17 protein-coding genes are annotated in these 18,272 nt (G+C 71.5%); 13 read left to right on the forward strand and 4 right to left on the reverse strand.

Features of this window, described 5'->3' with window-relative positions:
• Positions 1-182 precede the first annotated feature (182 nt).
• Complete coding sequence (locus ACIBTU_RS39215; protein ID WP_399131580.1) at positions 183-1,106, reverse strand: hypothetical protein; 924 nt, start codon at positions 1,104-1,106, stop codon at positions 183-185.
• Between the two features lie 19 nt (positions 1,107-1,125).
• Positions 1,126-1,470 carry a hypothetical protein gene (locus tag ACIBTU_RS39220; protein ID WP_399131581.1) on the reverse strand — a complete coding sequence of 115 codons (345 nt, stop codon included), beginning with the start codon at positions 1,468-1,470 and terminating at the stop codon, positions 1,126-1,128.
• A 542-nt stretch (positions 1,471-2,012) separates the two neighbouring features.
• Between ACIBTU_RS39220 and ACIBTU_RS39225 the strand changes: the two genes are divergently transcribed.
• The 7 genes from ACIBTU_RS39225 (at position 2,013) to ACIBTU_RS39255 (ending at position 10,897) form a co-directional block, all read left to right on the forward strand.
• The gene (locus tag ACIBTU_RS39225) at positions 2,013-3,374 is read left to right on the forward strand and encodes a M1 family metallopeptidase (protein WP_399131582.1); all 1,362 of its coding nucleotides are present in this window, start codon (positions 2,013-2,015) and stop codon (positions 3,372-3,374) included.
• 269 nt (positions 3,375-3,643) lie between these two features.
• Positions 3,644-3,952, forward strand: a complete 309-nt coding sequence (locus ACIBTU_RS39230) for a hypothetical protein (RefSeq protein WP_188337772.1) — start codon at positions 3,644-3,646, stop codon at positions 3,950-3,952.
• Positions 3,953-4,178: 226 nt separating this feature from the next.
• Complete coding sequence (locus ACIBTU_RS39235; RefSeq protein ID WP_399131583.1) at positions 4,179-4,994, forward strand: hypothetical protein; 816 nt, start codon at positions 4,179-4,181, stop codon at positions 4,992-4,994.
• Positions 4,984-6,309: a hypothetical protein gene (locus ACIBTU_RS39240; protein ID WP_399131584.1), complete on the forward strand. Its 1,326-nt coding sequence runs from the start codon at positions 4,984-4,986 to the stop codon at positions 6,307-6,309. Before ACIBTU_RS39235 ends, ACIBTU_RS39240 begins: the two co-directional genes overlap by 11 nt.
• Entirely contained in the window at positions 6,306-7,865 is a 1,560-nt protein-coding gene (locus ACIBTU_RS39245; protein ID WP_399131585.1) for an SCO6880 family protein, read from the forward strand. Before ACIBTU_RS39240 ends, ACIBTU_RS39245 begins: the two co-directional genes overlap by 4 nt.
• Before the next feature lie 27 nt (positions 7,866-7,892).
• Positions 7,893-9,311 (forward strand): ATP-binding protein, encoded by a 1,419-nt coding sequence (locus ACIBTU_RS39250; protein WP_399131586.1) that lies wholly within the window; start codon positions 7,893-7,895, stop codon positions 9,309-9,311.
• A gap of 2 nt (positions 9,312-9,313) precedes the next feature.
• Positions 9,314-10,897, forward strand: coding sequence for a type IV secretory system conjugative DNA transfer family protein (locus ACIBTU_RS39255; RefSeq protein WP_399131587.1), 1,584 nt, complete (start codon positions 9,314-9,316; stop codon positions 10,895-10,897).
• Positions 10,898-10,922: 25 nt separating this feature from the next.
• On the opposite strand, the gene ACIBTU_RS39260 is transcribed toward ACIBTU_RS39255, so the two are convergent.
• Positions 10,923-11,573 (reverse strand): TetR/AcrR family transcriptional regulator, encoded by a 651-nt coding sequence (locus tag ACIBTU_RS39260; RefSeq protein ID WP_399131588.1) that lies wholly within the window; start codon positions 11,571-11,573, stop codon positions 10,923-10,925.
• Positions 11,574-11,663: 90 nt separating this feature from the next.
• Between ACIBTU_RS39260 and ACIBTU_RS39265 the strand changes: the two genes are divergently transcribed.
• Positions 11,664-13,196 carry an MFS transporter gene (locus ACIBTU_RS39265; RefSeq protein ID WP_399131589.1) on the forward strand — a complete coding sequence of 511 codons (1,533 nt, stop codon included), beginning with the start codon at positions 11,664-11,666 and terminating at the stop codon, positions 13,194-13,196.
• The gene (locus tag ACIBTU_RS39270; RefSeq protein WP_399131591.1) at positions 13,193-13,798 is read left to right on the forward strand and encodes an NADPH-dependent FMN reductase; all 606 of its coding nucleotides are present in this window, start codon (positions 13,193-13,195) and stop codon (positions 13,796-13,798) included. The genes ACIBTU_RS39265 and ACIBTU_RS39270 overlap by 4 nt, the downstream gene beginning before the upstream one ends.
• Here ACIBTU_RS39270 and ACIBTU_RS39275 read toward each other — a convergent pair.
• On the reverse strand, positions 13,792-14,352 hold the full coding sequence (locus tag ACIBTU_RS39275) for a GNAT family N-acetyltransferase (RefSeq protein WP_399131592.1): 561 nt from the start codon (positions 14,350-14,352) through the stop codon (positions 13,792-13,794). The two genes, ACIBTU_RS39270 and ACIBTU_RS39275, sit on opposite strands and share 7 nt — an antisense overlap.
• A gap of 106 nt (positions 14,353-14,458) precedes the next feature.
• On the opposite strand from ACIBTU_RS39275, the gene ACIBTU_RS39280 reads away from it, so the two are divergent.
• The 4 genes from ACIBTU_RS39280 to ACIBTU_RS39295 are packed head-to-tail and all read left to right on the forward strand — an operon-like array spanning position 14,459 to position 18,144.
• Complete coding sequence (locus ACIBTU_RS39280) at positions 14,459-15,391, forward strand: ABC transporter ATP-binding protein (RefSeq protein WP_399131593.1); 933 nt, start codon at positions 14,459-14,461, stop codon at positions 15,389-15,391.
• Positions 15,388-16,158, forward strand: coding sequence for an ABC transporter permease (locus tag ACIBTU_RS39285; protein WP_399131594.1), 771 nt, complete (start codon positions 15,388-15,390; stop codon positions 16,156-16,158). Before ACIBTU_RS39280 ends, ACIBTU_RS39285 begins: the two co-directional genes overlap by 4 nt.
• A 49-nt stretch (positions 16,159-16,207) precedes the next feature.
• Complete coding sequence (locus ACIBTU_RS39290; protein WP_399131595.1) at positions 16,208-17,470, forward strand: sensor histidine kinase; 1,263 nt, start codon at positions 16,208-16,210, stop codon at positions 17,468-17,470.
• Entirely contained in the window at positions 17,467-18,144 is a 678-nt protein-coding gene (locus ACIBTU_RS39295) for a response regulator (RefSeq protein ID WP_399131596.1), read from the forward strand. Before ACIBTU_RS39290 ends, ACIBTU_RS39295 begins: the two co-directional genes overlap by 4 nt.
• The last annotated feature ends 128 nt before the right edge of the window (positions 18,145-18,272 follow it).

Below are 18,272 nucleotides of genomic sequence, written 5' to 3' on the forward strand. Positions count from 1 at the left end.
ATCAAACAGGCCGCCGGACTGGCGGTATCGGCCTGCGGAGCGCCGGTAAGACCGGGAGCGATCCCGGCACAGCGCGAAGAAACAGGAAGCCACGGATTCCCGACCGGAAACCGTGCCGCGTAACGTGCACGGCAACCAGTCAGGGAAGGCCAGAATCCCCGCCCTTCAGGGCGAGGAGCATGTCAATCCGCCCGCTCGTACGTCCGCACCGTCTTCGGGCGATTGCCGATCTTGACTAGGCGCAGCGGCCCGTCAGCCGAGTCCACCGCGAACGAGTACTCGGTCTCGTCCTCCGGCGGGCAGTACGCCGTCTTCGTACCCTCTTCGAGTTTGAAGTTGTTCAGCGTCAGGTCGTGCTGGTCCAAGCCCGTGAGCATCGCGCTGCCCTTGCAGCGCGGGCCGGTGAGGGACTCGACGGTCAGGCGGGCGCTTCGGGCGCCGGCGGCCTGGTCGATGGTGAGTTGCTGGGTGCCGTCCTGGGAGCGCCAGCGGCCCACGAACCACTGGTGGATGGGGCGATAGGTCTCCGTAGGTGAAGCGAAGCCCGACAGCTTCTTCCAGGTCAACGTCGTCGTGCCGATCCAGCTGCGGTCCACGAAATCGACCCGCGCGCCGGAGTCACGGAAGCGGGGCTTCGGATCGAAGCCCTGGTCCGACACCACGCTCGTGGCCCAGGAGGACAGATCATCCGTGCCGACCGCCGCGAGCACGTCCTGCGGCTCCTCGCCGTCCCGGCAGTACGGTCCGAAGCCCGCCACCACCCACACCGTGTCCCGGTACGCCTTCGCCTCGATGCCCTGGCACGGGTCGTGGGCGTTCGCGTAGACCGTCTTCGGTGCGGACCAGGCCTCAGTGGCCGAGTCGCGATGCTTCGCCTCCAGGCCCCGGCCCTTCGCGTACGTCAGGGACAGTTCGCGGCCGTCGGACAGGCGGAGCACCGTGTGGTCGTCGTCGGAGTCGATCGTCTTCGAGTCCGGCTTCTGCGCCGTCGGGCTCCCCGGTCCCTTGGCCTTGGCCTTCTCCTGTTCGCCGCCGCCGCAGCCCGCCACCGTCCCGCCGAGCAGCAGTACCGCCGCCGCCCACACCGCTGCCCGCTTCACACGCATCCCCGTCACACCCATGTCTCTAGAGCGGCGAGTCGGTGATCTTCACGAACACCGTGCCGCCGTCGCCCACCTTGTCGAGCTCGAACATCACGCGGGTGTCGTCGTTCTCGAACCAGTGGTAGTTCAGCACGAGCAGGTTCTTGCCGCCGGCCGCGGGCGGCGCCGCCACGTCCCAGCACTGGGGCGAACCGCCCACCGGCTTGCGGAACAGGCCGTCCGCGGAGTTCGCCTTCTCCCAGTCGCGCAGGGTGCCGAGATAGGCCGGGGCGACGCCGCCCCGGACCAGTTCCTCGCGCTGCTTCGTGCCGCGCGCGGTGTCCTCGTCATCCATCGCGTCCTTGTAGCTGTCGAGGAGCGACAGCATGTCGGCCTGCTCAGCGGTCAGGCCGTCCGGTACGCGGTCTCCGCAGATGTGCGAGAAGTCGCCCGCAGCGCCGGAGGCATCGGCAGGGGCCGAGGTGCTCGGCGCCGCCGACGGCTTCGTGGAGGCCCTCGCATCATCCGAACCCGAACCGGAACCCGATCCCCCCGCCCCACACGCACTCGCCCCCAGCACGATCATTCCAGCGGCCAGCACGCCCACAGCCGCTCGGGCGGTACGTCGTCGGGTCGAAGCGGAAGCGCTCACGGTTTCTCTCCTCCGGGCCGCGGCCTACGCACCGCCGCCCCTGCTCGATCGGGGACACCGGTGAGGATGCGCGGGCCCTGACCTGCGGTTGCGCGAGGTCCCGGGTTGTTACGCACGTGATCGGAAGGTGACCTCGTCCCCCGGTCCGACATGGCCGGCAGGAAATCGCCCGGGACCGAAACCCCCGTACGCCCCCGGCCGGCCAGTAGCGGAACCGGCCCGGTCACTTCCCGCACGGCGGGGCCCGCCAGGCACCCCCTGTGGCACGATCTCCGGCCATGTCGCCGTCAACTTCCCTGCGCAGATTGCTCGTTGGCCTCGCCCTGGCCATCTCCGCCGCCGCGACCGGGACCAGCGGAGCCACCGCGGAAACGGGCACACGTACCGCCGCCACCCCCGACCACCCCCTCTACGACGTCTCCCTGCGCTCCGACGCCACCGGCGACCGCTGGACGGGCCGGCAGCGCGTGTCGTTCCGGAACGCCTCCGCGCAGCCCCTGCGCGAGGTCTACGTACGGCTGTGGGGCAACGGCCCCGACGGCTGCGCGGCCCCCGCCGTGAAGGTCTCCAAGGTGCGCGGCGGCACCCCCGCCGCGCCGACCGTGGGCTGCACCGCCCTGCGTATCAAACTGCCCGCGCCGCTCACGCAGGGCCACCGCGCCACCGTCTCCTTCGACGTCGACATCACCGTGCCCGACCGCACCGACCGTTTCGGCCGCGAGGGCGCCTTCCGCTTCCTCGGCAACGCCCTCCCCGTCCTCGCCGTGCACGACGCGACGGGCTGGCACCTCGACCCGTACGCGAGCAGCCTGGAGAGCTTCTACACGCTGGCCGGCGACTTCCAAGTCACGCTCGACCACCCGACCGCCCTGAAGGTCCCCGCGACCGGCCGCACCACCTCCGAGCCGAGCGCCGCCCCCGGCCGCACCCTCACCCGCAGCGTCGCACGCAAGGTACGGGACTTCGCGTGGGCGGCCGGACCGTTCCGCACCACCGCCGAGACCACGCCCGGCGGCATCCGCGTCAGGTCCTACTGGTCGCCGGACACCCCGGCCGAGGGCGTCCGCATCAACCGGCGTGACGGCGCCACCGCCGTCGACGCGCTCGGCGCCTCCCTCGGCCGCTACCCGTACGGCGAACTCGACCTCGTCATGACACCCGGGTTCCCCGGCGGCATGGAGTACCCGGGACTCGTGCTGCTCGGCACCACGGAGGAGGGCGGCGCCGCCGTCCACGAGATCGCCCACCAGTGGTGGTACGGGATCGTCGGCAACGACGAGTACCGCTCGCCCTGGCTCGACGAGAGCTTCGCCCAGTACTCCAGCTTCCGCCTGCTCGGCATCCTCGAGGAGCAGTGCTCGTACGGGACCACCTGGCCCGACGACGAGGCCGCCCTCACCAACTCCATGGCGTACTTCTCCACGCACCCGGGTTCGTTCCGCGTCCTCTACTCCCTCGGCCCCTGCGCCCTGTGGGACCTGGAGAAGACCATCGGCTCCGACGCCATGGACGGCCTGCTCCGGAACTACGCCCGTGACCACTGGTACGGGGTCTCCACCACCGCCGCCTTCAAGCGAGCCGCACAGTCCGTGACCAGCAAGGATCTCGGCCCCTTCTGGGAGACCCACCGCATCAGGTGACCCCCGGGCCGAACGCCCCGACGCCGCCTTACGCCGCCCCCGGTGTTCATTGCTCCAGGTAAAGCGGCGTGATACACAGAGTGACCATACGTTCCTGCGCGGTCCCGGAATCTCCGTCTCCATGGTTCCGGGACCGCGCGCGCGTAGGAACTCGGCCAAGGAATGGCGCCAAGTGTGCGGGCACCGGCTCCGTTCTGAGGAAGAATGGGCCTGACCTCTGCGCTGCGGCGGGGGCGACAGAACTACCCACTTGGGGCGGTGAGTTACACATGCTGCTGGCAGCCGAAAAAGGCGACATCACGACCATCATCGGCGGGATCGCCCCCGACTGGGGCCCGTTCGGGACCCTCGGCAACGAGGCGCGCGTGATGATCGAGGTAGTGATGGCCGTGGCCATCCTGCTGTGCCTCGGCATCGCGATCTGGGGCGCGGCCAAACAACGGATCGGGGCGACGGCCCTGCGCGACACCTTCAGCGCCGAGCAGGGCAAGGGGCTGATCATCGCGGGCCTGACCGGGGTCTTCATCATCGGGTCCCTCGGCACGCTCTTCACCATCGTGTACGGGATGGCCGTCTAGCGCTATGCGCTTAGCCCGGTTCACGCATCGTCAGTTTCGGCCCGGTCCCCGCCGGTTACTTCTCCTGTCCCCGTCCCCATCCGTCCTGTCGTACCCACCGGCTGAGGTTGCGTCCCCTGATGTCCAGTCACCACACCGCGCCCGCGCGCGAACCGGCACGGCTACCGTCGTATGCGTACGCGTATGCGGTCGCGTACGTGCGAGAGGGTGAGGGGGCGTGGGCCGAGTGAGTGCCGACGGACGGCGGGACGACGACGATCTGTACGGCGGGACGGGGCAGACCCGCACGCGGCTCCCCGAGGGTTCCGGGGACGTCTATGGCGGCGCGCGCAGACCTGGCCGCTCCTCGTCCCGTTCCCTCGTGACGGTGGTCGGGGTCGTGGTGCTGCTCATCGCGGCGATCGCGTTCGCCAATCGTGGGGACGGCGGGTCCTCGGACGAGGGTGACGGCTCGTCCGGGCCCCGCGCGGGTGCCGCCCCGACGGCGGCGAGCGGCACGAAGCCCGTGGATTCCGGCTTCGCCCATGACCGGCAGGGTGTTCAGTCGGCGGCGGCGAATTATGCGGTTCAGCTCGTTTCGGCGGACATCCTCAAGCCTGGTGAGCGGGGCGCCATCCTTGATCGGCTCTTCGTCGCCGACAAGGTCCCCGCACTGCGGTCCCAGTTCGACAAGGCGTACTCGAAGGACTTCCTGAGCAACGTCGGCCTGGACGAGAACGGCAACCCCGCCGCCGGCCAGACGTACGTGTCCCGCACCGTCCCGGTCGGCACCAAGGTCCCGTCCTACGCCGCCGGCGCGGCCACCGTCGAGGTCTGGTGCACCGGGGCCTTCGGCACCGCCGGTGAGGGCTCGAAGACGCCGGTGACGAACGACTGGTTCACGATGACCCTCAAGCTGCGCTGGGTGGGCGGCGACTGGAAGGTCGAGAGCTTCTCCCAGAAGGACGGCCCGTCCCCCGTGAACGGCGACAACAAGGTCTCGACGGCCGACGAGATCTCCAAGGCCGTCGAGGAGTACGGAGGCTTCACCTATGCCCGGTAGCCGCCTCGTTCTCAAGCTCGGCGGCGCCTTCGCCGCCGTGCAGACCTCACTCGTCCTCCTGGCGTCGCGCGCCGTCGCCGCGCCCGAGGACAAGTGCGACCTCATCGTCGGCCCCGCCAAGAAGTACTGCGAGCGGGACGACAAGGGCGGCAGCGGAGGCGGAGGGGGCGGCGGCCCGGCCACCCCCGACCTCACCAGCCCCCTGGACCCCCTCTCCAGCCTCGCCAAGGGCTGCGCCGACGCCGCCTCCTGGACCGTCGAGAAGCTCAGCGAATCCGTGAAGAAGACCGCCGAGGTCGATTTCACGAACCAGGAGTTCCTGAAGCAGTACGCCGTGGTGTTCGCCGCGTCGACCGTCCTGACGCTCCTCCTGTGGCTGCTGGCGGTCGCGAAGCGAGCCGTCCGCGGCGTCCCCCTGAGCACCGCCCTGTCGGAGGCCATCGGCTTCCTGTGGCTGACGGTGCTCGCCTCCGCGTTCACCCCGCTGATCCTCTACACCGTCGTATCGGCGGCGGACGGCGTCACGGACGTGCTCGCGAAGGCGACGGGCAATCAGACGGACGCGTTCTTCGGGACCTTCTCCGAGGCTCTGAAGAAGGGTGACGACATCGGCGGCGGCCCGATCATGCTGATCGTCGTCTCGCTCGTGTCGATCCTCGCGGCCGGCGTGCTCTACCTGGAGCTCTACCTCCGCGCCGTGCTCCTCTACGTGGGCGCGCTGCTCGGCGTCGTCGTCTACTCGGGGCTCGTCGACAAGAACCTGTGGGGCCATGTGCGCCGCTGGGTCGGGATCATGGTCGCGATCATCCTGGTGAAGCCGGTCATCGTGATCGTGCTCGGCCTGGCCGGCGCGCTGTCGACCAGCAAGGACGGCCCCGACTCGCTCGCCGCCGTCGTCTCCGGACTGGCCATCGTGCTGCTCGCCATCTTCGCGAGCGGCATGATCTACCGCTTCGTCCCGGGCTTCGGCGACGAGATGGCGAACGTACGCAACAACCGCATCATGCGCGGCGCCGAGGGCAAGGCCGCCGCGGTCATGTCCTCGCCCGCCGCGCTCGTCTCGCAGGGCATCAAGACCCACAGCACCCGTCAGGACAGCGGCGGTTCCGGAGGTGGCGGCGCCGGCCAGGCCCGCCCCTCCAACCCCGCGTCCGGCGGGGTGGCCGCGCACAGCAGTCGCCCGGCCGCCGGGGGCGGCGGCGGAACTGTCCCCTCCGCCGCACCACCGCCCCGTACGAGCCCCACGAACACCCCGCACGCAGGCCGTAGCGGGACCGGCAACACCAGCAAACCGCGAGGAGGTGCAGGGCGTTGACGACCCAGTCCCATGTGTCCCCTCCGGTCACGCCCCGCCGTACGTATCTGATCGGGCGCGCCCGCCCCAACGCGATCGTCGGGCGCAACCGCGAGTCCGGCGAGCTCTTCCTGATCATCGCCGGGGCGTTCCTCGGCATGATGTGCGGCCTGCTCGTCCCCGTCCTGTCGCTGCGCATCGTGCTCCTCATGGGGTTCCCGCTGCTGGCGCTGGCCGCCGTGTACGTCCCGTACAAGGGCCGCACGTTCTACAAGTGGTTCGAGATCAACCGCAGTTACAAGCGGCACCTCAAGCGCGGCACCGCCTACCGCTCGCGCACGATGGAGGCCGGCACGCGGCTCGACGGGCGTGAGGTCGAGATCGGGCCGCCGCCCGGCATCGGCCGGCTGACCTGGCTCGCGGCCCCGTTCGGGCCGGACGAGATCGCGGTGCTGCTGCACGCCGACCGGCGTACGGTGACCGCCGCGATCGAGATCGAGGGCCCCGGCGTCGGCCTGCGCGACTCCGAGGACCAGGAGGCGCTCGTCGACCGGTTCGGAACGCTGCTCAAGCACGTGGCGAACGGCGACGGCTTCGTGACCCGCCTCCAGATGCTGGCCCGCACGCTCCCCGCCGACCCGGACGCGCACGCCAAGGACGTCGTCCTGCGCGGCGACACCGGTGCCCCCGGCTGGCTGCAGGGCTCGTACGACCAGCTCCAGTCCATGGTGTCGACGAGCAGCGAGCAGCACCGCGCCTACCTCGTCGCCTGCATGCACTACACCCGCGACCTGGCCGCGGAGGCCAACGCGATGGCGCGTGCGAGCCGTCCACACGGCGGCAGGAAGATCGACCGGGACGCGGGCCTCGCCGTCGTCATGGCGCGCGAGCTGACCGACATCTGCTCGCGCCTCCAGGAGGCCGACATCCGGGTGCGCCAGCCGCTCGGCCAGAGCCGGCTCTCCTCCCTCATCCACTCGATGTACGACCCGGACCACCCCATCGACCACATCCAGGCGATGACGAAGCGGAACGCCTGGCCGGCCGAGCTCGACGCCATGGAGCCGACGTACCTCCAGGCCAAGACCCGCGAGTCGTCGACCCGCGCCCCCTGGTGCCACGCCACGGCCTGGGTCAAGGAGTGGCCGATGACGCCGGTGGGCGTCAACTTCCTCGCGCCGCTGCTCGTCCACACCCCGGACGTCATCCGGACGGTCGCCGTGACCATGGATCTGGAGCCCACCGAGATCGCCATCGAGCGGATGCTCACCGAGAAGACGAACGACGAGGCAGAGGCGTCCCGCGCCGCCAAGATGAACCGCACGGTCGACCCGCGCGACATCGCCGCGCACGGCCGGCTCGACCAGCGCGGCGAGGACCTGGCCAGCGGCGCCGCCGGAGTGAACCTCGTCGGCTACATCACCGTCTCCTCCCGCAACCCGGACGCGCTGGCCCGCGACAAGCGGACCATCCGGGCCTCGGCCGGCAAGTCCTATCTGAAGCTGGAGTGGTGCGACCGTGAGCACCACCGGGCGTTCGTGAACACATTGCCCTTCGCGACCGGCATCCGAAGGTAGGTCACACGTCACCCATGGAGGCTCCCGATGCGTGACCCCCTGTCCCTCCTCACGGACGCGTTCACCTCCTTCCTCTTCGGCAAGGTGGAGACGACCCGGATGCCCGTGCGCACCTCCACGGGCCAGGCCCAGGCCGTCTACCTGCCGACCGCCGCGCCCGGCCTCGGCGACTCCGGCGTGATCATCGGGCGCGAGGTGTACTCCGGCAAGGGGTACATCTACGACCCGTTCCAGCTGTACGGGCAGCAGCTCCCGGCGCCGCACTGGCTGGTCCTCGGCGAGTCCGGCAACGGCAAGTCGGCGCTGGAGAAGACGTACGTCCTGCGTCAGCTCCGCTTCAAGGACCGGCAGGTCGTCGTGCTCGACGCGCAGGGCGAGGACGGCGTCGGCGAGTGGAACCTCATCGCCCAGGAGCTGGGCATAACTCCCATCCGGCTCGACCCGACGGCCGCCCTCGACATGGGTATCCGGCTCAACCCGCTCGACCCCGCGATCACGACGACGGGCCAGCTCGCGCTGCTCCGCACGATCATCGAGGTCGCGATGGGCCACGGCCTCGACGAGCGTTCCGGCTTCGCCCTGAAGGTCGCGCACGCCTACGTCACCGACCACATCACCGAGCGCCAGCCGATCCTCACGGACATCGTCGAGCAGCTCCGCCACCCCGAGCCGGAGTCGGCCGAGGCGATGAACGTGGCCATAGACGACGTACGGGCCTGGGGTCTGGATGTCGCCCTGGTCCTGGACCGGCTCGTCGACGGTGACCTGCGCGGCATGTTCGACGGCCCGACGACGGTCGGCATCGACCTCGACGCGCCGCTGATCGTCTTCGACCTGTCCCACATCGACCGCAACTCGATCGCCATGCCGATCCTGATGGCGATCGTCGGCGTGTGGCTGGAGCACACCTGGATCCGCCCGGACCGCAAGAAGCGCATCTTCCTCGTCGAAGAGGCGTGGCACATCATCAACAGCCCGTTCGTGGCGCAGCTGTTCCAGCGCCTGCTGAAGTTCGGCCGCCGTCTCGGCCTGTCCTTCGTCGCGGTCGTCCACCACCTGTCCGACGTCGTCGACGGCGCCGCCGCGAAGGAGGCCGCCGCGATCCTCAAGATGGCCTCGACCCGCACGATCTACGCCCAGAAGGCCGACGAGGCCCGCGCCACCGGCCGGGTCCTCGGTCTGCCCCGCTGGGCCGTCGAGATCATCCCGACGCTCACGCCCGGCATCGCCGTGTGGGACGTCAACGGCAACGTGCAGGTGGTCAAACACCTCGTCACCGAGACCGAACGCCCCCTCGTCTTCACCGACCGCGCCATGACCGAGTCGTCGAACGAGCTCCTCGACGACGACGACGCGATGCGCGCGGCGGAACTGGAGGCGGAGGAGCGGGCCGCGGCCTTCGTCGAGCAGCGCCTCGGCGACGCCTCCGAGTCCACGGTGGCGTGACGATGCGGGAGAGCTACGAGCGCCGGGAGGAGCAGCGGCGCGGGGGCGGCGTCCCGGACGGCCTCCTGATCGGCGTCCTGGCGTTCGTGCTCGGCATGACCGTCCTGGTGTGGTCGGCGACGGGGCTCGCGGGCCTGTTCGCGAAGGGTGCGTGGCCGGACGGGGTGACCTTCGGCCACACCCCGCCGGCCCTCCGCTCCCTGATCACGGCCCCCCACGACATCGCCGCGGCCTGGCCGTCCACCCCCGAGTCCCAGCTCTCCGGCTACGGCCTCGTCTGGGGCCTCCTCATCAGCCAGGTCCTGATCGGGGTGGTCCTGACCATCTTCGTGGCGGGCACGTTCACGAGGTGGCGGGCGGTACGCAAAAGCCGCCGCAGCACGGAAGCGCCCCGCCAGGAGCGCGGCACTGTTCCGTCCAGCGACTCCATCGCGGGGCGCGAGGACGAGCCCCGTAAGGGGCGCGGGGAACTGCGCGAGCAACCCCCACCGGCAGTGGACGAAGACGAAACCGCGACATGGCAGACGCTGAAGGGGCGCGGGGCCGTTCCGGTCAGCGACTCCGTCGCGGGGCGCGACCAGCCCCCACCGGCGGAGCAGGTGACCGAAACCCCGGCCGAGCAGACGCCACCCTCGACACCAGTGCCGCCCCCCAGAACAACCGGCCCCCTCCTCCTAGGCCCGGCACCGACCCGCCGCACCGAAGCGGTACAGGCCATCCAAGACGCGCCCGGCGCAGCCCTGATCGTCACCTCGTCCCCAGAAATCTGGCAGGAGACCAAGGACGCCCGAGCCAAACTCGGCCCCGTCCTCCTCTACGACCCCTCCCACCTGTGCGACACCCCGGCCCGCCTCCACTGGAACCCGGCATCCCGCTGCGAGGACCGGGACACGGCGGCCGCCCGCGCCGCGGCGCTCCTCGCCCCCGTCAGGCCCACCGCGAAGCTCGACTCCGCGCTGGCGGAAACCGCCGAGACCCTGCTGCGCAGCTACCTCCACGCGGCCGCCGCCGAAGGCAAACCGTTCCGCCATGTGCACCGTTGGGCCCAGGGCACCCAGGTCCAGGAGGCGGTCCGCATCCTGCGGACGAACCCGAAGGCCGCCTCGGGCGCGGCCGGCGAGCTGGAGGCCGCGCTCACCTCGCACCCCGAACGCCGCGACATGGCGCAGGAACTGACGGCCCGCGCCCTGTCCGCCCTGTTCTCCGTGCACGTCCGCGAGGCCTGCACACCGAACCGGGCCGACTCCCTCGTCCTGGATTCCTTCGTGGACGAAGGGGGCACGCTCTATGTGGTGGGTGAACCCATCGAGAACCCCAGGCAACTCCCCGGTGCGATGCCGCTCCTGACGGCACTCGCCTCCAGCGTGGTCGAGCACGGCCGCCGCATGGCCGAAAGGTCACCCGCCGGCCGGCTCGACCCACCAATGACCCTCGTCCTGGACGATGTCGCCGCGGTCGCCCCGCTTCCGCAGCTCCCCGAGCTGCTGTCCTCCGGCGCGGACCGGGGCCTGGTCACCCTGGCGCTGCTGCGCTCGCGCGAGCAGGCCCGCACCCGGTGGCCGGACGCCGAACTGCCGGTCGGCTGAAGGAGTTCGCAGGAGCCGGGGGTCCTCAGACCCCGTAGAGCTTCAGGAAGGTGCGGACGCCGCTGACGACGCGGGCGTCGAGGTCCTCGGGGGACATCGGGACGACGCCGAAGAACGTGTCCGTGGTGACGCCGCCGGCGACGAGCAGCATCAGGTGGCGGGCGGCCTCCGCCGATTCGTCGGGGGCGATCCGCAGCAGGCCCTGCGCGCCGAGTGCCGCGAGCCGCTCGCGCACCGCCTCCGTGACCGCGCGCGGGCCGATGCGCTGCCACTCCTCGATGACGTCGGCGGGCAGCCGGTTGCCCTCCGCGATGATCTGGCGGACCAGGCGCATGTGCGCGTCGTGGTCGGTGCGGCGGCCCATCCACTCGCGGGCGAACGCGAGGAGGTCCTTCTCGACGTCGGTCACCTTGGTCAAGTGCCGCTCGGCGACCGCGACATGGGCGGACGTGACGGCGGCGGCGCTGTCCAGGAGCGCCTCGCGGAACAGGTTCGCCTTGCCGCCGAAGTGGTTGTAGAGGGTGCGGGTGGAGACGCCGGCCTCGGCGGCGATCTCGTCGATGCCCGCCCGCGTGTATCCCTCGCGCCCGAAGATCGTGCGCGCGCCGCGCAGCAGCGCCTGCCGCTTCTCGAGCGTGCCGCCGCCCTTGTGCCGTACCTGATCCTGATCCGTCATGCCCGGCCTCCGTTCCCGTACAGCCTAGGCCCGCGGACCTAGGTACAACGATTGTTGCACTTCTTACAACCGCGGTTGTACTTTACCGGCATGGCAACCGAACCCCAGACTTCGGCGGCCCGCGAAGTCGGCGGCAGCCGCCCCACGTTCACCCTGATCGTCGTGCTCCTCGGCATGCTCACCCTGCCGATGGCCATGTCCGGCACCACCGTGGCCCTGCCCCGCATCGGCGCCGACCTCGACGCCTCCGGCACCGCCCTGCAGTGGGTCGTCGTCGGCTACTTCCTCGCCGCGTCCTCCTGCATGCTGGTCGCCGGTTCGCTCGGCGACCTCCACGGCCGCCGCCGGATCCTCACCCTCGGCGCCGCCGTCTACACGGCCGGCACCCTCGCCTCCGCCCTCGCCCCGCACGTCCTCCTCCTCGACGCGGCCCGCATCGTGTCCGGCATCGGCGCCGCCGGCGTCATGGCCTCCGGCGGCTCCCTGCTCGCCGCCACCTTCACCGGCCCCGCCCGCACCCGCGTCTTCGCCTCCCTCGGCACCACCGCCGGACTCGGCCTCGCCTTCGGCCCCACCTTCTCCGGCTGGCTCGTCGACGCCGTCGGCTGGCGCGCCACGTTCCTGTCCTACGTCGCCGTGGGCGCCGTCATCCTGCTCGGCACCCGCCTGATGAGCGAGTCCCGGGCCGACGTCCGCCCCCAGGTCGACAAGGCGGGCGCCGCCACGTTCATCGCCGGACTCGCCCTCGCCCTCTTCACCGTCACCCAGGGCTCCAAGTCCGGCTGGACCTCCCCGCAGGCCCTGCTCCCCGGCGCCCTCGCGCTCGCCCTGCTCATCGCCTTCGTCCGCACCGAGCGGCACCTCCTCGGCACCGGCCGCCGCCCGATCCTCGACATCCGGCTCGCCCGCAACCCCGCCTTCGCCGGCTGGGCCGTCGGCGCCTTCGGACTCGGCGCGGGCACCACCGGGGCCCTCACCTTCCTGCCGACCTACCTCCAGGGCGCGAGCGGAGCATCGGCCCGCACCGCCGGACTGACCCTGCTCCTGATGACCGTCCCGGTCCTCGCCCTGCCCCCGCTCGGCGCCCGCCTCGTCAACCGCGGCGTCCCCGCCCGGCACCTGCTGGTCCTGTCCCTGCTGCTCATCGCCGCGGGCAACGCCTGGCTCACCACGCTCCACCCGGGCATCTCCGCCGCCGGGCTCGCCGGCCCCCTGCTCACCATCGGCGCGGGCCAGGGCCTGTCCATCGGCATCGTCGACGCCCAGGCCCTGTCCATGGTCCCCGCGTCCGAGGTCGGCATGGCCTCCGGCTTCCTCAACACCGTCCGCGGCGGCACCGGCGCCGTCATGCTCACCGTCTTCGGCGCCCTGCTCCTGTCCGCCCTCGAGTCCCGCATCGGCTCACCGAACGCGGCGGCCCGCGTCACTGCGGGCGCGGGCGGCCACCCCCTCGCCTTCACAGCGGCCTGGCACGTCACCTTGTGGACGGTGACGGCCCTGATGACCCTCCTGGCAGTCCTGACCCACACCCTCCTGAAAACCCGCCCGTCCCGGACCGCGCACCGATCAAGCGCCCTCCACGAAAGCCCCGTAGCCCGACCCACGAAGGAGCCCACACCATGAACACGACCCCGGACACGACCCCGAACGACACCCCCCTGCGCACCGCCGTCATCATCGGCTCCACCCGAGACGGCCGCCTGAGCCCCACCGTCGCCGACTGGTTCACCACCCAGGCCCGGACCCACGCCCCCGAGACCCACTTCGACGTCATCGACCTGGCCGACCTCGACCTCCCCGACCGCCACCCGAACTGGGGCCACCAGCACACCCCCGACCAGGCCGAACTGGCCGCCCGCATCGCCGACGCGGACGCCTACGTCGTCATCACCCCCGAGTACAACCACAGCTTCCCCGCCCACCTGAAGCACTTCATCGACCTGCACCACACCGAATGGCAGGCCAAGCCCGTCGGCTTCGTCTCCTACGGCGGCGTCGCCGGCGGCCTGCGCGCGGTCGAGCAGCTCCGCCTGGTCTTCGCCGAGCTGCACTGCACCACCGTCCGCGACGGCGTCAGCTTCCACCGCGCCACCGCCGACCACTTCACCCCCGGCGGCCCCGCCGACGACCCGCAGGGCGCCGCAGGCGCCGCCAAGGCCATGCTCGACCAGCTCGACTGGTGGGCCCACGCCCTGCGCACCGCCCGCGCCGCACGCCCCTACTGAGGCACGTCCCGGGGCTCGGCGAGCACCATCTCGCGGTCCGACTTGGAGGGGTCGCCCGGATTCGGGACGGCCTCTCCGGTCAGGGCGAACCCGAACTTGCGGTAGAAGCCCTCGGCCCGCGCATTGTCCTCGTGGACGTGCAGCCGCACCCGCCGCAGCCCCTCAAGGCCCCGCGCCCACGCCACCGCCGCCTCGAACAGCGCCTCGGTGACCCCGATCCCCCGCGCCTCGGGCCGCACGTACACACCGACGAGCTGCGCCTGCCGCTCCCGCACCGGCCGCCCGAAGAAGTCCTCGGTCCCGGCCTCCTCCACGAGCGCCACCACCGTGCCCACCCACCGGCCGTCCGCCGCGATCGCGACGAACTGCCGCGCCGACGTCCCGTGCGAGGCCCCCCGGGCCCGGTCCTGCCAGAACCCGTCCGGCCTCTCCAGCGCCTGCTCATACGTCTCCAGGAACGCGATCGGGGCAGCCCCGTCCCGCAGCGCGGCCAGCCGCAACTCGCGCACCGCCGGCCACTCGTCGTCCCGCACCGGTCTGATCTCGTAGTCCATGCAACGGCACCCTACGGGCCCGTAGTACCCCGGTACTACGGCATTTCCGCAGCTCCGTGCCCCGGCCCGACGCGCCGCCCGCACCCCGGACGGCACCGTGGGGGCCATGACGATCCGAGCGCACGGCCTCACCAAACGCTACGGCGACAAGACCGTCGTCGACGACCTGTCCTTCACCGTCGAACCCGGCACCATCACCGGCTTCCTCGGCCCCAACGGCGCCGGCAAGTCCACGACGATGCGCATGCTCCTCGGCCTCGACACCCCGACCGCCGGCCGCGCCACCATCGGCGGCCGCGCCTACGTCACCCACCCCGCCCCGCTCACCGAAGCCGGCGCCCTCCTCGAGGCCAAGGCCGTCCACCCCGGACGCACCGCCTTCCACCACCTCATGGCCCTCGCCCACACGCACGGCATCCCGCGCTCCCGCGTCGAGCACGTTCTCGACCTCACCGGCCTCACCGACGTCGCCGGCAAACGCGTCAAGGGCTTCTCCCTCGGCATGGGCCAGCGCCTCGGCATCGCCGCCGCCCTGATCGGCGACCCCGCGACCGTCATCCTCGACGAACCCGTCAACGGCCTCGACCCCGAGGGCGTCCTGTGGATCCGCACCCTCCTCAAGTCCCTCGCCGCACAGGGCCGCACCGTCCTCGTCTCCTCCCACCTCATGTCCGAGACCGCCCAGACCGCCGACCGCCTCGTCGTCATCGGCCGCGGCCGTCTCCTCGCCGACACCACCGTCGCCGACCTCGTCCGCACCTCCGGCGCCGCCTACGTCCACGTCGTCACCCCCGACGCCGACCGGCTCCGCACCCTGCTGCCCGGCGCCGGCGACATCACCGCCGAGGCCCCCGACACCCTCCACGTACGCGGCCTCACCGCCCGGGACATCGGCCACATCGCCGCCGCCCACGCCGTCCCCCTCCACGAACTCACCCCACGCACCGCGTCCCTGGAACAGGCCTTCATGGACCTCACCCACGACACCGTCGAGTACCAGGCCACCACCCCCGCCACCCTCACCGGAGCCGCCGCATGAGCGCCACACCCCACACCGTCACCCCGCGCCGCGTCCTCACCTCCGAGTGGCACAAACTGCGCACCCTGCGCTCCACCTGGCTCACCCTCGCCCTCGCCGCCACGGTCGCCCTCGCCGTCGGCATCGTCATGGGCTCCACCTACGACGGCGACGACGCGAACATCGACACCATCGTCTTCACCCTCTTCGGCACCCAGATCTCCCAGCTCTGCCTCGTCGTCCTCGGCATCCTCGTCACCGCCGGCGAGTACGCGACCGGCCTGGTCCGCGCCACCATGACCGCCGTCCCCCAGCGCCTGCCCGTCCTGTGGGCGAAGGCCGCCGTCCTCGGCGCCACCGCGTTCGCCGTCTCCCTCACCGCCAACACCGTCACGTTCCTCGTCGCCCAGATCTGGCTCGGCGACACCGACAAGGCCCTCTCCCTCACCGACCCCGGCGTCCTCGGCGCCCTCGCGGGCAACGCCGCCGGCATCACCCTGCTCAGCGTCATCGCCCTCGCCTTCGGCGCCCTGTGCCGCTCGATCCCGGCCGCCATCGGCGCGTTCTTCGGCCTCGTCGTGATCCTCCCCGAGGTCCTCGGCGCGATCGGCAACGACGTCGTGGACAGCGCCGTACGGTACTTCCCCGCCAAGTCCGCCGAAGCCCTCGGCTCCATCGACGCCCTGGCCGCCCACAACGCCCCGCTCACCGGCCTGCTCACCCTCACCCTGTGGGCCGCCGCCGCGCTCACCGGCGCCGCGCTCCTTCTCAAGCGCCGCGACGTGTGACCAGACTGGGCCGCCGCACCCAGCCCACCAGGCCGACCAGGAAGAAGCCGTGACGCCGCCCCAGCCCCGCACCTCCCGCTTCCTGCACCGCACCGCCCAGCGCGTGCGCGCCCTGGACCGGCGCCGCCCACTGGTGTGGGACCTGCTCCTCACCGGCTTCTTCGTCACCGCGGCCCTCATCGACTACGCGGGCGACGGCTGGAAGAACATCGCCCACAACACCGAAGTGCCGGGCCCCCTCGTCCTCTTCCTCAGCCTCGCCCTGTCCGTCCCGCTCCTGTGGCGCCGCTCCCACCCGATGACCGCACTGACCGTCATGGTCGCGGCGGGCGTCGTGAACAGCGCCACCGGCGCCGTCCTCCAGGCCGCCCTGCTCCAGCTCTTCGTCGTCTTCAACCTCGCCCTGCGCGCCCGCGCCCGCACCCTGCTCCTCGGCTGCGCCCTCACGATGATCCCCGTCGTGATCGGCGTCCTCCGCTTCCCCAAGGGCAGTTGGGACATGCAGGTCGTCCCGCAACTGTGGTCGCTCGCCCTCGTCGCCGCCCTCGGCATCGCCGTCCGCAGCCGCCAGGACTACACGGCGTCCCTCGTCGAACGCGCCCACCGGCTCGAGATCGAACGCGACCAGCAGGCCCGACTCGCCGCCGCGACCGAACGCGCCCGCATCGCCCGCGAGATGCACGACATCATCGGCCACAACCTGTCCGTCATCACCGGCCTCGCCGACGGCGGCTCCTACGCGGCCGCCCGCCACCCCGAACGCGCCGGCCAGGCCCTCACCGCCATCGCCACCACCAGCCGCCAGGCCCTCACCGACCTGCGCCGCCTCCTCGACGTCCTCAACGCCGACGACGAACTCCCGTCGGCCGCCCCCGAACTGACCCCGCAACCGACCCTCGCCGACCTCGACGAGCTCCTCACCGGCGTCCGCATCGCAGGCCTCCCCGTCCACCTCACCCAGGACGGCACCCCGCCCCTCCCGCTCTCCGCGGCCGCCGAACTCGCCCTCTACCGCATCACCCAGGAAGCCCTCACCAACACCCTCAAGCACGGCGGCCCCCACGCCACCGCCACCGTCACCCTCACGCACACCCCCACCGGCACGACCCTCACCGTCACCGACACCGGCAAGGGCGGGCCCCCCTCCCCCGGACACAGTGGACGCGGCCTCACCGGACGTGGCCTCACCGGAATGCGCGAGCGAACCGCCTTGTACGACGGCACACTTGACGCGGGCCCGCTGCCCGCAGGCGGCTGGCGGGTCCAGGCCCACCTCCCCGTCCCGCCCGCCCCGAAGGAACCCGCCACGTGACCTCGGTCCTCATCGTCGACGACCAGCCCATGCAGCGCTTCGGCTTCCGCATGCTCCTGGAGAGCCAGGACGACCTGCACATCGCGGGCGAGGCCGGCAACGGCACCGAAGCCGTCCGCCGCACCGCCGAACTCCGCCCCGACGTCGTCCTCATGGACATCCGCATGCCCGGCATGGACGGCATCGAGGCGACCCGCCGCATCATCGCCGAGCACCAGACCGCCGAGCACCCCGGCCCGCGCGTCCTCATCATCACGACGTTCGACATGGACGAGTACGCCTACGCGGGCCTCCGCGCCGGCGCCTCCGGCTTCCTGGTGAAGGACGCGCTCCCCGAGGAGCTCCTCGCCGGCATCCGTGCGGTGGCCGCCGGCGACGCGATCGTCGCCCCGAGCCTGACCCGCCGCCTCCTCGACGCCTACGTCCAGCATCTCCCCGCACCGCCCGGCACCCCGCCCGCCGAGGACCCACGCCTCACCGGCCTCACGGACCGCGAACGCGAGATCCTCACGGTCATCGGCCAGGGCTGGACCAACACGGAGATCGGACAGCGCCTGCACCTCGCCGAATCCACGGTGAAGACACACGTCTCCCGCATCCTCGCGAAAACGGGCGCGAGGGACCGCGTGCAGGCGGTGATCCTGGCCTACGAGACGGAACTCGTGAAGCCGTGAAAGAAGCGGAGAAAGGGCCGCGAAAAGGTCCCGTAAACGCAGAAAACCCCGGACCGTATCCCGGTCCGGGGTTTCCCTTTTATCCAAAATTTGTTCGGCGGCGTCCTACTCTCCCACAGGGTCCCCCC

The sequence above is a fragment of the Streptomyces sp. NPDC050145 genome, assembly GCF_044460245.1.
Lineage (GTDB): Bacteria > Actinomycetota > Actinomycetes > Streptomycetales > Streptomycetaceae > Streptomyces.

What these genes read in the sequence shown, in the direction of transcription:
- ACIBTU_RS39215 (WP_399131580.1), bottom strand. Translation starts at nt 1,106, where the DNA reads ATGCGTGTGAAGCGGGCAGCGGTGTGGGCGGCGGCGGTACTGCTGCTC.
- ACIBTU_RS39220 (WP_399131581.1), bottom strand. Translation starts at nt 1,470, where the DNA reads ATGCTGTCGCTCCTCGACAGCTACAAGGACGCGATGGATGACGAGGAC.
- ACIBTU_RS39225 (WP_399131582.1), top strand. Translation starts at nt 2,013, where the DNA reads ATGTCGCCGTCAACTTCCCTGCGCAGATTGCTCGTTGGCCTCGCCCTG.
- ACIBTU_RS39230 (WP_188337772.1), top strand. Translation starts at nt 3,644, where the DNA reads ATGCTGCTGGCAGCCGAAAAAGGCGACATCACGACCATCATCGGCGGG.
- ACIBTU_RS39240 (WP_399131584.1), top strand. Translation starts at nt 4,984, where the DNA reads ATGCCCGGTAGCCGCCTCGTTCTCAAGCTCGGCGGCGCCTTCGCCGCC.
- ACIBTU_RS39250 (WP_399131586.1), top strand. Translation starts at nt 7,893, where the DNA reads ATGCGTGACCCCCTGTCCCTCCTCACGGACGCGTTCACCTCCTTCCTC.
- ACIBTU_RS39255 (WP_399131587.1), top strand. Translation starts at nt 9,314, where the DNA reads ATGCGGGAGAGCTACGAGCGCCGGGAGGAGCAGCGGCGCGGGGGCGGC.
- ACIBTU_RS39260 (WP_399131588.1), bottom strand. Translation starts at nt 11,573, where the DNA reads ATGACGGATCAGGATCAGGTACGGCACAAGGGCGGCGGCACGCTCGAG.
- ACIBTU_RS39265 (WP_399131589.1), top strand. Translation starts at nt 11,664, where the DNA reads ATGGCAACCGAACCCCAGACTTCGGCGGCCCGCGAAGTCGGCGGCAGC.
- ACIBTU_RS39270 (WP_399131591.1), top strand. Translation starts at nt 13,193, where the DNA reads ATGAACACGACCCCGGACACGACCCCGAACGACACCCCCCTGCGCACC.
- ACIBTU_RS39275 (WP_399131592.1), bottom strand. Translation starts at nt 14,352, where the DNA reads ATGGACTACGAGATCAGACCGGTGCGGGACGACGAGTGGCCGGCGGTG.
- ACIBTU_RS39280 (WP_399131593.1), top strand. Translation starts at nt 14,459, where the DNA reads ATGACGATCCGAGCGCACGGCCTCACCAAACGCTACGGCGACAAGACC.
- ACIBTU_RS39285 (WP_399131594.1), top strand. Translation starts at nt 15,388, where the DNA reads ATGAGCGCCACACCCCACACCGTCACCCCGCGCCGCGTCCTCACCTCC.